Genomic DNA, 13292 nt, shown 5'->3' with positions numbered 1-13292 from the left:
GGTTCAAAGGTCTTCGTTGGCCCGGTGTCAGCGGGCGTGGCTAATGGAATCTTGTTATCCGTCCGAATCCAGTCAGCCCCGAAAGGCGTCATCGGACGAAAGGCGAAGGGCACGGACCCTTCGCCTTTTTAAGCGTTTACGCGCCGATTACGATCGGCCTTGCCAGAGGCGGGACGGTGGCGCTTGCAGGCGCGATACCGGCTTCGAACTCTGGACGGAAGTATTTGATGGCACTGCCCAGCGGCTCCACGGCACCCGGTGCGTGAGCACAGAAGGTCTTGCCTGGGCCGAGGAAACCGACCAGACCCAACAGGGTCTCGATGTCGCCCGGCTGACCACGGCCTTCTTCGATGGCCATCAAGAGCTTGACGCTCCATGGCAGGCCATCACGGCACGGGGTGCAGAAGCCGCAGGATTCACGGGCGAAGAACTGCTCCATGTTGCGCAGCAGGGAAACCATGTTGACGCTGTCGTCCACCGCCATCGCCAGGCCGGTACCCATCCGGGTGCCCACTTTGGCGATGCCGCCGGCGTACATTTGTGCGTCGAGGTGTTCTGGCAACAGGAAACCGGTACCGGCGCCACCTGGCTGCCAGGCCTTGAGCTTGTAACCGTCGCGCATGCCGCCGGCGTAGTCTTCGAACAGCTCGCGGCCGGTAACGCCGAACGGCAGTTCCCACAGGCCAGGGTTCTTGACCTTGCCGGAGAAGCCCATGAGCTTGGTGCCCATGTCTTCACTGCCTTCGCGGGCCAACGATTTGTACCAGTCAACGCCGTCGGCAATGATCGCCGGCACGTTGCACAGGGTTTCGACGTTGTTCACGCAGGTCGGCTTGCCCCACACGCCGACAGCGGCAGGGAAGGGCGGCTTGGAGCGCGGGTTGGCACGGCGGCCTTCGAGGGAGTTGATCAGTGCGGTTTCTTCACCGCAGATATAACGCCCGGCGCCGGTGTGGACGAACAGTTCGAAATCGAAGCCGCTGCCCAGAATGTTCTTGCCCAGCAGGCCTGCAGCCTTGGCTTCTTCCACAGCACGGTTGAGGTGCTTGGCGGCGGTGGTGTACTCGCCACGCAGGAAGATGTAGCCACGGTAGGTTTTCAGTGCGCGGGCACTGATCAGCATGCCTTCGATCAGCAGATGGGGCAGTTGCTCCATCAGCATGCGGTCTTTCCAGGTGTTCGGCTCCATCTCGTCCGCGTTGCACAGCAGGTAGCGGATGTTGATGGATTCGTCCTTGGGCATCAGGCCCCACTTCACGCCAGTGGGGAAACCTGCACCGCCGCGACCTTTGAGGCCGGCGTCTTTCACGGTCTGGACGATGTCGTCCTGGGCCATGTCGGCGAAGGCTTTGCGCGCAGCGGCGTAGCCGTTCTTGGCCTGGTATTCGTCGAGCCACACGGCCTCGCCGTCATCACGCAGGCGCCAGGTCAGCGGGTGAGTCTCGGCCGAACGCTTGATGCGGTTGGCAGGACCGAAAGATGTCAGGGTCATACGTAGCCCTCGAGCAGTTTGGCCACGCCGGCAGGCTGCACGTCGCCAAAGGTGTCGTCGTCGATCATCAGCGCCGGAGCCTTGTCGCAGTTGCCGAGGCAGCAGACCGGCAGCAGGGTGAAACGACCGTCGGCGGTGGTCTGCCCCAGGCCGATGCCCAGATTGTTCTGGATCTCGCTGACCACCGACTCGTGGCCGCCGATGTAGCAGACCATGCTGTCGCAGACGCGAATGATGTGGCGGCCGACCGGCTGACGGAAGATCTGGCTGTAGAACGTCGCCACGCCTTCAACGTCGCTGGCCGGGATGCCGAGGATCTCGCCGATCGCGTACAGGGCGCCATCCGGCACCCAGCCGCGTTCCTTCTGAACGATCTTCAGGGCTTCGATCGACGCCGCGCGCGGGTCTTCGTAGTGATGCAGCTCGTGCTCGATGGCCGAGCGCTCGGTTTCACTCAAGGTGAAACGGTCTGTCTGGATAAGCGTGCTGTTCATGCTTAGCGGTCCACGTCGGCCATAACGAAGTCGATACTACCCAGGTACGCAATCAAGTCCGCGACCATGCTGCCTTTGATCACCGAAGGGATCTGTTGCAGATGCGCGAAGCTCGGAGTACGGATCCGGGTACGGTAGCTCATGGTGCCGCCGTCGCTCGTCAGGTAATAACTGTTGATGCCCTTGGTCGCTTCGATCATCTGGAAGGATTCGTTGGCCGGCATGACCGGGCCCCACGAAACCTGCAGGAAGTGCGTGATCAGGGTTTCGATGTGCTGCAGCGTGCGCTCTTTCGGCGGCGGCGTGGTCAGCGGGTGATCCGCCTTGTACGGGCCTTCCGGCATGTTGCGCAGGCACTGATCGATGATCTTGACGCTCTGACGCATCTCTTCGACGCGAACCATGCAGCGGTCGTAGGCATCGCCGTTGGCAGCCAGCGGCACTTCGAACTCGAAGTTCTCGTAGCCGGAGTATGGACGTGCTTTACGCAGGTCGAAGTCGCAACCGGTGGAACGCAGGCCGGCACCGGTGACGCCCCATTCCAGCGCCTCTTTGGTGTTGTACTGGGCAACGCCGATGGTACGACCCTTGAGAATGCTGTTCTGCAGGGCGGCCTTGGTGTATTCGTCGAGGCGCTTTGGCAGCCATTCAACGAAGTCTTTCACCAGTTTTTCCCAGCCGCGTGGCAGGTCGTGGGCGACGCCGCCGATGCGGTACCAGGCCGGGTGCAGACGGAAACCGGTGATGGCTTCGATCACCGTGTACGCCTTCTGGCGGTCGGTGAAGGTGAAGAACACCGGAGTCATCGCGCCGACGTCCTGGATGTAGGTACCGAGGAACAGCAGGTGGCTGGTGATCCGGAAGAACTCGGCCATCATGATGCGGATGACGTCGACCTTCTCTGGCACCTTGATGCCGGCCAGCTTCTCGACCGAGAGCACGTACGGCAGGTTGTTCATCACGCCGCCGAGGTAGTCGATACGGTCGGTGTACGGGATGAAACTGTGCCAGGACTGACGCTCGGCCATCTTCTCGGCGCCACGGTGGTGGTAACCGATGTCCGGCACGCAGTCGACGATCTCTTCACCGTCCAACTGCAGAATGATGCGGAACGCACCGTGCGCCGAAGGGTGGTTCGGACCCAGGTTGAGGAACATGTAGTCCTCGTTGGCCCCGGAACGCTTCATGCCCCAGTCTTCAGGACGGAAGCGCGCGGCTTCTTCCTCAAGCTGTTGCTTGGCGAGGTTGAGGCTGAACGGATCGAATTCGGTGGCGCGCGCCGGGAAGTCCTTGCGCAGCGGGTGACCTTCCCAGGTTGGCGGCATCATGATGCGCGACAGGTGCGGGTGGCCTTTGAAGTCGATGCCGTACATGTCCCAGACTTCACGCTCGTACCAGTTGGCGTTCGGCCAGATGCTGGTGACGGTCGGCAAGCTCAGGTCGCTTTCGGACAAGGCGACTTTGATCATCACGTCACTATTACGCTCAAGCGACATGAGGTGATAGAACACGGTGAAGTCGGCGCCCGATGGCAGCCCTTGACGCTTGGTGCGCAGACGCTCGTCCACGCCGTGCAGGTCATAGAGCATGACGTACGGCTTGGGCAGGTTGCGCAGGAAGGTCAGGACTTCGACGAGTCTGGCGCGCGCCACCCACAGCACCGGCATGCCGGTGCGGGTCGACTGAGCGGTGAACGCTTCGGCGCCAAAACGGTTGTTCAATTCGACGACCACATCCTGGTCGTCTGCCTTATAAGGCGGGATGTACAGAGCGCTGCCTGTAGTCATGGTTATTTTTTCGCTTTCGGTCAACGTAAAGAATGAAGCCAGCTTCTCGTTTCTTTGAAACAGACTGGATCAGACTTCGTCAGGGCTGCGCAGGTTGGTGACTGCGATTCGCTGTTCGCGGCGCTGTTCCTTTTGCGAAGGCATGTCGGCGCGATAAACGCCTTGGTCGCCAACGACCCAGGAAAGCGGACGACGCTCCTGTCCAATCGATTCCTGCAACAGCATCAAGCCTTGAAGGAATGCTTCTGGACGAGGCGGGCAGCCAGGTACGTAGACGTCCACGGGCAGGAACTTGTCCACCCCTTGAACCACGGAGTAGATGTCGTACATGCCACCGGAGTTGGCGCACGAACCCATGGAGATCACCCACTTCGGTTCGAGCATCTGCTCGTAGAGACGCTGAATGATCGGCGCCATCTTGATGAAGCAGGTACCGGCGATAACCATGAAGTCGGCCTGACGCGGTGATGCCCGGATAACTTCGGCGCCAAAGCGCGCGATGTCGTGGGGCGCCGTGAAGGCGGTGGTCATTTCCACGTAGCAGCACGAAAGGCCGAAGTTGTACGGCCACAGGGAGTTTTTACGCCCCCAGTTGACCGCGCCACTCAGCACGTCTTCGAGCTTGCCCATGAAAATGTTTTTGTGGACTTGATCCTCTAACGGATCGGAAACGGTTTCCCGTTCGCCAATCGGATACTGCTCGTTAGGAGCATCGGGGTCGATTCTGGTGAGATTGTATTGCATTGCCAAAGCCTCATTGTTTCAGCTTCGCCTGCCGCTTGCGACGAGCTTCCGGAGCCCAGTCAAGGGCGCCCACTCGGAACAGGTAGACAAGACCTGCCAACAGAATTGCTATGAAAACGAGAGCTTCGACGAATCCGGTCCAGCCGCTTTCGCGGACGGACACAGACCATGCAAAGAGAAAGAGGGCTTCGATATCGAAGATCACGAACAGCATCGCGACCAGATAGAATTTGGCTGAGAGCCGCAAGCGGGCGCCACCTGTAGGTAGCATGCCGGACTCGAACGGTTCGTTTTTGCTGCGGCCCCAGGCTTTTGACCCGAGGAGGCTGGAGACGCCAAGCATGAAGGCACACAGGCCGACGACACCCAGAAGGAAAATGGCAAAGCCCCAGTTGTGGGCCATGAGTCCTGTCGCTTCGGGCATGCTGGTAATCCTTAACAGAGAGCAAAGGTCTCTGAGCTTGATAAAGAAATAGGCAGTGACGATATGTCGCAGCAATCAATCGCGCTGATTTTATGGCTAAACACCCGGCAAGTAAAATTCCTATAGCGAAATTATTTATTGGAATAAGGACATAGCGTACCTCCAATGCCCTGCAGCCCGTGCGTTGCGGGCATTAGCCGGGATTCTGCCAATTATGTTTTGTAGGAAATGTAACGAACATAGTTGTCGCTAAATGATAATTAATATCGTTTGGGGTGGTTTTGTAACTGTTTAACGGGGCGCTAGTTGGGAAGTTGTCTTATATGCCCGTTACTGCAAGTAGCGGAGGCGCCAGTTTTACCCGTTTTTTCTGCCATTCGTACCGGTCTGGATCAATGTTTTGTCCCGTAGCTTTCCACCGGTCCTACAGGGGTTTTGTGGTGTTTGGGGGATCGGCGGGCAAAAAAAACGCCCCGAACCAGTCGGGGCGTCAGTCTTGCGGCTTTGCGGTTAGCTTTTTATACGATCCGCAAAGGCCGTTTGCTCAGCGAAGTCGAATCAGTGGAACTGTTCTTCTTCGGTCGAACCGGTCAGCGCGGTGACCGAGGACGTGCCGCCCTGGATTACGGTGGTCATGTCGTCGAAGTAGCCGGTGCCCACTTCCTGCTGGTGAGCCACGAAGGTGTAACCCTTGGCGGCGTCAGCGAATTCCTGCTCCTGCAGCTTCACGTAGGCAGTCATGTCGTTGCGGGCGTAGTCGTGCGCCAGGTTGAACATGCTGTGCCACATGTTGTGAATGCCGGCCAAGGTGATGAACTGGTGCTTGTAACCCATGGCGGACAGTTCGCGCTGGAACTTGGCGATGGTCGCGTCGTCCAGGTTTTTCTTCCAGTTGAAGGAAGGCGAGCAGTTGTACGACAGGATCTGGTCCGGGTATTCCTTTTTGATCGCTTCGGCGAAGCGACGGGCTTCTTCCAGGTCCGGCTTGGCGGTTTCGCACCAGATCAGGTCGGCGTACGGTGCGTAGGCCAGGCCACGGGCGATTGCCTGGTCCAGACCGGCGCGAACCTTATAGAAACCTTCCTGGGTACGGGTGCCAGTCACGAACGGCTGGTCGTACGGGTCGCAGTCCGAAGTCAGCAGGTCAGCGGCGTTGGCGTCGGTACGGGCCAGGATGATGGTCGGTACACCGGCAACGTCGGCAGCCAGACGAGCAGCGGTCAGCTTCTGTACGGCTTCCTGGGTTGGAACCAGCACCTTGCCGCCCATGTGGCCGCATTTTTTCACGGAAGCCAGCTGGTCTTCGAAGTGAACGCCGGCGGCGCCTGCTTCGATCATGCTCTTCATCAGCTCGTAGGCGTTCAGTACGCCGCCGAAACCGGCTTCAGCGTCAGCCACGATTGGCGCGAAGTAGTCGATGTAGCCTTCATCACCCGGGTTCTTGCCGGCTTTCCACTGGATCTGGTCGGCACGACGGAACGAGTTGTTGATGCGCTTGACCACGGTCGGCACCGAGTCCACCGGGTACAGCGACTGGTCCGGGTACATCGATTCTGCGGAGTTGTTGTCTGCAGCCACCTGCCAGCCCGACAGGTAGATCGCCTGGATACCGGCCTTGACCTGCTGAACAGCCTGGCCGCCGGTGAGAGCGCCCATGCAGTTGACGAAATCTTTCTCTGGGCGGAAGGACGGCTTGGCACCCTGGGTCACCAGGTTCCACAGCTTCTCGGCGCCCATTTTCGCAAAGGTGTGCTCAGGTTGAACCGAGCCACGCAGACGGACGACGTCAGCAGCGGAGTAAGTGCGAGTCACGCCTTTCCAGCGCGGGTTTTCAGCCCAGTCTTTTTCAAGGGCTGCAATTTGCTGTTCGCGTGTCAGTGCCATGGAGATAAACCTCGTCGCGTCTTTATGAAAAGTTGTTCTGCGGTGGAAAATTCCTGCGCTCGCTGACCAGAAGCTTAGGCGGTCAGGTCGGGTTCGGCGGGGTAGGCGACGGGATGAACGATGAGCTCGAGGGGAAGTGAGCAGGTAGTGGCGGACTGCGGGCGCATTCGGGCGTCGTGGGCCTTTATACGTTCTACAGCGTGAAGCCGGGTTACCTAATTACGCTTCCGTCCCTCGGGACAACTTCGTTCCAGTCGGCAACCTCGTCAAACACACCTTGTGGGCGGTACAGACACGAAGCGGTTCGCGGGGTAGGTGCGAACGTCGCTTCGAAGGCCCTTGCCAGGGCCTCTGATTAGCGGGAGCGAGGCCATCATGCCTTCGCTTTTTTGGCTCGTCAAACGTTTTGTAGTGCTTTTTTTCAAGCACTACATCTTTCGTCTAATACGACTAATCAGTCAGTTTTCGGTGCTTTAGTCCAGGGCGTCGACTTTGACCCGCAAGGTCATGTCATCCCGGCCTTGAGTCGAGTAGCTGCGGGTCAGCCCCTGTTTGTCGGCCTGAGTCTGGCGATTCACCCCGGCGAGAGTGATCCATTCGCCCAGGCGTCCGCTGACTGTTGTGTCGGTACTTTGCACGTTCACTACATCGGGACGTTCCTGGCTCATGCGGTCACGGTTAGTACTGATTGCCAGGTGAACGATGTCGCCGGTGACGCTCGCCGTCACGTAGAAACCCTGGGTGACGTTGCGGTATTGCGTCTGGCTGCTGTAATCGCCGTAGGAGTTGGTCTGGCTGCTGGTGATCGGCACACTTTGACCGACTTGAATCAGCGCCGGCATGCCGTCGGTGGCTTGCACCTGCTGCACGCCGCCATCACGGCTGGCGGTGCTGCGGCTGATGATGCGGGTCTGGTTCGGTTGGGCGCCGTTGACCGAGTAGCCTTCATCGCCACGGTCGTTGTTTTCATTGGTATCGACCGTGATCAGCAGGCGTTTGGGCGCAGTGTCGAGTTGACTGATCAGCGCCTTGAGTTCCTGGATCTTGTCCGGCTCGGCCTTGATGATCAGTTGATTGCCATAGGCGCTGACCTGACCGTCCTTGCCGATGAAGTCCTGCGCCATCGGCAGCATATCGGCACTGGTGCGGTAATTGAGGGGCACGATTTCTGTGGCTGCCATCACCGAAAAACTGCAGCCGAGCAGCAGGGTGGTGAGCAGTGTGCGTAGGGACATGTCCGTTATCTCCGCTTTCGAAAGGCTTGATATTGCCAGTTTGTCGGCCCGGGGTGGGGCAAGTTGAATCGTAGACAGCAAAACGCCCCGGCATCCGAAAATGGCGGGGCGTTTTGAGAGGGCGCTCAAGAGCCTTTGTAGTGAGGGGATTTATCCCCGATGGGGCGCGGAGCGGCCCCAAAAAACCTTGGGCCTGCTTCGCGGTCCATCGGGGATAAATCCCCTCACTACAGGATCTCCAAAGATCACAAGATTTCTGCCGCTCAGGCCGAATGGCGAACCATATCGACATGCGGAATCCCGGCTTCAAGGAATTCCTCACTGACCAGGCTGAAGCCCAGGCGCTCATAGAACGCCGTGGCCTGTACCTGGGCGCTGAGCATCTGCTGCTGCAGGCCGCGGGCTTCGGCTTCGGCGATGACTGCTTGCATCAGTGCATCGCCCACCTTCATCCCGCGCCAGTCCTTCAGTACCGACACCCGGCCAATGTGCCCGTCGGGCAGCAGGCGCGCGGTGCCGATCGGAAAGTCACCTTCGAACGCCAGAAAATGCACGGCGGTCGCGTCATCGGCGTCCCATTCAAGCTCGGGTGGCACCGATTGTTCGGCGATGAACACCGTTTCACGAATGCGCCGGATCTCGGCGTTGTCCTTTTGCCAGTCTGCGACACGTACGCGAATCTTATTCATCGGCAAATCCCAGGCTGCCCTGTTTGACCAGCTCACACAGCAGGCCGCGACCGTCTTCGTCGTTCAGCCACTCGCCGAGGTTGTCGACGTGCAGCGCATCGGCGGCGCAGATCATCTTCAACAGCTCGCGCAGCTTGCCCGGCAGGTAACGGCTCTGACCGCTGGCGAACAGCAGCAGATCGTCATCGACTTCCGACCAGGCCAGGCGCGCGCTCGGGTTGCGGATCAGCACCGCACCGTCTTGCAGGGCGTTGAGGAAGTCATCTTCTTCAACGTCTTCCGGGCCGACCACCAGTTCCGGGTAGCGCGGTTCGGTCATGTACTGGCCGAACCAGGTCAGCAGCAGGCGTTCGTCACTCATGTGTTCGGCGAGCAGGCTTTTCAGGCGGCCGAGTGCGTCGTGCTGGATCTGATGCGGATCATCGCTGACCGGTTTCGCATCGGCGTCGGTGTAGCGTTCTTCGTCAGTCAGGAACTGGCTGAGGAAGTCAGTGAAATGGGTCAGCACTTCAGAAGCGCTCGGCGCGCGGAAGCCGACTGAGTAGGTCATGCAGTTGTCCACGGCGACACCGCAGTGGGCCAGGCGCGGTGGCAGGTAGAGCATGTCGCCCGGTTCCAGCACCCACTCTTCGGTTTCGTGGAATTCGGCGAGGATGCGCAGATCCGCATGTTGCAGCAGCGGGCTTTCGGAGTCGCACATCTGGCCGATCTTCCAGTTGCGCTTGCCGTGGCCTTGCAGCAGGAACACGTCGTAGTTGTCGAAGTGCGGACCGACGCTGCCACCCGGGGCGGCGAAGCTGATCATCACGTCATCGACGCGCCAGCTCGGCAGGAAGCGGAAGTTTTCCAGCAGTTCGCTGACTTCCGGGACGAATTGATCAACGGCCTGAACGAGCAAAGTCCACTCTTTTTCCGGCAGCTTGCTGAATTCGTCTTCGGCGAACGGGCCGCGACGCAGCTCCCACGGGCGCTCGCCGTGCTCGATCACCAGGCGCGACTCGACCTCTTCTTCCAGGGCCAGGCCGGCCAGCTCGTCGGCGTCGATCGGGCTTTCGAAGTCAGGGATGGCCTGACGGATCAGCAGCGGCTTTTTCTGCCAGTAATCGCGCATGAATTCGCGCGCCGTAAGACCGCCCAGAAGTTGAAGAGGAGTATCAGGATTCATGTGTAACCTATTGAAAAAAAGCATTTTTCAGACGGGAATAAAAACGCCCGGCGCGGCCGGGCGTCTCAAACGGGTCAAGCGGTGAATCAGATGCGTCTGGCTTGCGCTGCAGCGTTACCGATGTAGTTGGCCGGGGTCAGCTGTTTCAGCTCGGCTTTCGCTTCGGCTGGCATGTCCAGGCCGTCGATGAAAGTCTGCAGCGCTTCCGGGCTGATGCCTTTGCCGCGGGTCAGTTCTTTCAGCTTCTCGTACGGGTTTTCGATGTTGTAGCGGCGCATCACGGTCTGGATCGGCTCGGCCAATACTTCCCAGCAAGCGTCCAGATCGGCAGCGATCTTGTCAGCGTTCAGCTCAAGCTTGCTGATGCCTTTGAGGCTGGCTTCGTAGGCGATCACGCTGTGAGCGAAGCCCACACCGAGGTTGCGCAGTACGGTGGAGTCGGTCAGGTCGCGCTGCCAGCGGGAGATTGGCAGTTTGCTCGCCAGGTGTTGGAACAGCGCGTTGGCGATGCCCAGGTTGCCTTCGGAGTTTTCGAAGTCGATCGGGTTGACCTTGTGCGGCATGGTCGACGAACCGATTTCACCAGCGATGGTGCGCTGCTTGAAGTAACCCAGGGAGATGTAGCCCCAGATGTCACGGTCAAAGTCGATCAGGATGGTGTTGAAGCGCGCAATGGCGTCGAACAGTTCGGCGATGTAGTCGTGCGGTTCGATCTGTGTGGTGTACGGGTTGAAGCCCAGACCCAGCTCGTCTTCGATGAAGGCGCGGGCGTTGGCTTCCCAGTCGATCTGCGGGTAGGCCGACAGGTGCGCGTTGTAGTTGCCTACGGCGCCGTTGATCTTGCCCAGCAGTGGCACGGCAGCGACTTGAGCGATCTGACGCTCGAGGCGGTAAACCACGTTCGCCAGCTCTTTGCCCAGAGTAGTCGGGGAGGCCGGTTGACCGTGGGTGCGCGACAGCATCGGCACGTCGGCGAAACGGATTGCCAGTTCGCGGATGGCGTTGGCAGTCTGGCGCATCAGCGGCAGCATCACGTCGTCACGGCCTTCGCGCAGCATCAGGGCGTGGGACAGGTTGTTGATGTCTTCACTGGTGCAGGCAAAGTGAATGAACTCGCTGACCTTGGCCAGCTCCGGCAGTTTGGCCGCCTGCTCCTTGAGCAGGTATTCGATCGCCTTGACGTCGTGGTTGGTGGTGCGCTCGATCTCTTTGACGCGCTCGGCGTGCTCCAGCGAGAAGTTTTCAGCCAGTTCATTGAGAACGGCGTTGGCCTCGGCGGAGAAGGCTGGCACTTCCGGGATACCGGCGTGGGCGGCCAGGCGCTGGAGCCAGCGCACTTCAACCAGGACGCGGGCACGGATCAGGCCGTACTCGCTGAAAATCGGGCGCAGGGCCTGGGTTTTGCCGGCGTAGCGGCCGTCAACAGGGGAAACCGCAGTGAGCGAAGAGAGCTGCATGGGGTGTTCTCGGACAGTCGGGCAACGAAATGGGGCGCGTATCATACATGAAAAAATCCGCCGGTCCGTTGCCAACTGACCGGCGTATTACGCGCTACAGACTACAAACCTTTTATCGCGCGACGATTTACTCGCTGCGCATCAACGGATACAGCTCTTTGAGCAGCTTGCGCCGGCTGATCACCAACTGCCAGCGATGGCCGCCGAGCTGGCGCCACAGGCGTGCCGAGCGAATGCCGGCCAGCAGCAGGGCGCGGATCTTCGAGGCGTTGCTCGGTTGCTGCAGGTTGCGCATGTCGCCGTGTACCTGAATCCGCTGGCGCAGGGTGCTCAGGGTGTCTTGATACAGCGCACCGCAAGCGGCGATCACGTTTTCGTGGGCCGGGCCGAAATGTTCGACCTGTGACTGGATCTGCGGCAAGCGCTTGCCGATGGTGTCGAGCATGTCGTCTCGTTTGGCCAATTGCCGCTCAAGGCCGAGCATCGACAGGGCGTAGCGCAGCGGCTCGCGCTGCAGGGTGCTCGGGTCGCGCTCGAGGGCGCCGATCAATGCCCGATAACCCTCGCGCAGATTGATATCGTCGCCGCCGTACACGTCCAGTGTGTCTTTCGGGTCGCGTACCAGCAGGCTGCCGAGCATGCAGCTCAGGCCGGCTTCGCTGGTCTGGCCGGTCTTGGCGATCCGGTCGACCAGCACTGCGGCGAGAAACACCCCGCCCAGCGCCGTCAGTTGCTCCTGAGTCGGGCTCATGCCTGGCCGCTCCACGGCTCGGCGACTTCGATCACGCCGCCCCCGAGGCAGATTTCACCGTCGTAGAACACCACGGACTGGCCCGGGGTGACAGCGCGTTGCGGTTCGTCGAACACAGCGCGGTAGCCGTTTTCGGTTTTTTCCAGGGTGCAAGCCTGATCGCTCTGGCGATAACGCACTTTGGCGGTGAGGCGCAGCGGCTGGCTCAGGTCGATCGGATTGACCCAGTAGATTTCCGAAGCGAGCAGGGCGCTGGAGAACAGCCACGGATGGTTGTTGCCTTGGCCGACGATCAGCTCGTTGGTGTCCAGATCCTTGCGCAGCACGTACCACGGTTCGTCGCCGGCATCTTTCAGGCCGCCGATACCCAGGCCCTGACGCTGACCGATGGTGTGGTACATCAAGCCGTGGTGACGGCCGATGACCTCGCCTTCGGTGGTCTTGATCTCGCCCGGTTGCGCCGGCAGGTATTGCTTGAGGAAATCGCTGAAGCGTCGTTCACCGATGAAGCAGATTCCGGTGGAATCCTTCTTCTTGGCGGTCGCCAGCTCGTATTTCTCGGCAATGGCGCGCACTTCGGGCTTTTCCAGTTCACCGACCGGGAACAGGGTCTTGGCGATCTGTTCGCCGCCGACGGCGTGCAGGAAATAGCTCTGATCCTTGTTCGGATCGAGGCCCTTGAGCAGTTCGGTGCGGCCATCGATGTCACGACGGCGCACGTAGTGGCCGGTGGCAATCAGGTCGGCACCAAGCATCATGGCGTAGTCGAGGAACGCCTTGAACTTGATCTCGCGGTTGCACAGGATGTCCGGGTTCGGCGTGCGGCCGGCCTTGTATTCGGCGAGGAAGTGCTCGAACACGTTGTCCCAGTACTCGGCGGCGAAGTTGGCGGTGTGCAGCTTTATGCCGATCTTGTCGCACACGGCCTGGGCATCCGCCAGGTCGTCCATGGCGGTGCAGTATTCCGTTCCGTCGTCTTCTTCCCAGTTCTTCATGAACAGGCCTTCCACTTCATAGCCCTGCTCGATCAGCAGGAGAGCGGAAACGGAAGAGTCCACGCCGCCGGACATGCCGACAATGACGCGCTTCTTGGATGTGTCAGAAGGGGCTGGATCACGCATAGGGATTCAATGAGTGTCTTGAAAAAGGACGCGATTCTAGCAGGCTCAC

The 13292-nt window shown here is 59.9% G+C and carries 12 protein-coding genes; all 12 read right to left on the bottom strand.

Translation table 11 applies throughout. The annotated features are described in order from the left end of the window. Positions 1–136: 136 nt before the first annotated feature. The gene (nuoF, locus tag AB1J88_RS10090; RefSeq protein WP_430290973.1) at positions 137–1492 is read right to left on the bottom strand and encodes an NADH-quinone oxidoreductase subunit NuoF; all 1356 of its coding nucleotides are present in this window, start codon (positions 1490–1492) and stop codon (positions 137–139) included. Next, positions 1489–1986, bottom strand: a complete 498-nt coding sequence (gene nuoE, locus AB1J88_RS10085) for an NADH-quinone oxidoreductase subunit NuoE (RefSeq protein WP_003223804.1) — start codon at positions 1984–1986, stop codon at positions 1489–1491. The genes nuoF and nuoE overlap by 4 nt, the downstream gene beginning before the upstream one ends. A 2-nt stretch (positions 1987–1988) precedes the next feature. After that, entirely contained in the window at positions 1989–3773 is a 1785-nt protein-coding gene (gene nuoC, locus AB1J88_RS10080) for an NADH-quinone oxidoreductase subunit C/D (protein ID WP_041073225.1), read from the bottom strand. A 69-nt stretch (positions 3774–3842) separates the two neighbouring features. Beyond that, positions 3843–4517, bottom strand: coding sequence for a NuoB/complex I 20 kDa subunit family protein (locus AB1J88_RS10075; protein ID WP_003223809.1), 675 nt, complete (start codon positions 4515–4517; stop codon positions 3843–3845). Positions 4518–4527: 10 nt separating this feature from the next. Continuing rightward, complete coding sequence (locus AB1J88_RS10070) at positions 4528–4941, bottom strand: NADH-quinone oxidoreductase subunit A (RefSeq protein WP_003223812.1); 414 nt, start codon at positions 4939–4941, stop codon at positions 4528–4530. Between the two features lie 558 nt (positions 4942–5499). Next, a complete protein-coding gene (gene aceA / locus AB1J88_RS10065; RefSeq protein ID WP_041073228.1) occupies positions 5500–6825 on the bottom strand; it encodes an isocitrate lyase in 1326 nt (441 codons plus the stop codon). Positions 6826–7298: 473 nt separating this feature from the next. Continuing rightward, entirely contained in the window at positions 7299–8060 is a 762-nt protein-coding gene (locus AB1J88_RS10060) for a secretin N-terminal domain-containing protein (RefSeq protein ID WP_430290972.1), read from the bottom strand. Positions 8061–8323: 263 nt separating this feature from the next. Next, positions 8324–8749 carry a GNAT family N-acetyltransferase gene (locus AB1J88_RS10055; protein WP_003223818.1) on the bottom strand — a complete coding sequence of 142 codons (426 nt, stop codon included), beginning with the start codon at positions 8747–8749 and terminating at the stop codon, positions 8324–8326. Next, positions 8742–9914, bottom strand: a complete 1173-nt coding sequence (locus tag AB1J88_RS10050; RefSeq protein ID WP_041073232.1) for a cupin domain-containing protein — start codon at positions 9912–9914, stop codon at positions 8742–8744. Before AB1J88_RS10050 ends, AB1J88_RS10055 begins: the two co-directional genes overlap by 8 nt. Positions 9915–10000: 86 nt before the next feature. Further along, entirely contained in the window at positions 10001–11371 is a 1371-nt protein-coding gene (gene purB / locus AB1J88_RS10045) for an adenylosuccinate lyase (RefSeq protein WP_430290971.1), read from the bottom strand. 127 nt (positions 11372–11498) lie between these two features. Beyond that, positions 11499–12122 carry a high frequency lysogenization protein HflD gene (gene hflD, locus AB1J88_RS10040; protein WP_041073234.1) on the bottom strand — a complete coding sequence of 208 codons (624 nt, stop codon included), beginning with the start codon at positions 12120–12122 and terminating at the stop codon, positions 11499–11501. Further along, positions 12119–13243 carry a tRNA 2-thiouridine(34) synthase MnmA gene (mnmA, locus tag AB1J88_RS10035; protein WP_027614667.1) on the bottom strand — a complete coding sequence of 375 codons (1125 nt, stop codon included), beginning with the start codon at positions 13241–13243 and terminating at the stop codon, positions 12119–12121. Before mnmA ends, hflD begins: the two co-directional genes overlap by 4 nt. Positions 13244–13292: the final 49 nt, after the last annotated feature.

The organism is Pseudomonas sp. S8, from assembly GCF_050473925.1.
Lineage (GTDB): Bacteria > Pseudomonadota > Gammaproteobacteria > Pseudomonadales > Pseudomonadaceae > Aquipseudomonas > Aquipseudomonas parakoreensis.
Note: the sequence above shows the minus strand (reverse complement) of the source record. Positions and strands in the feature narration are given on the sequence as shown.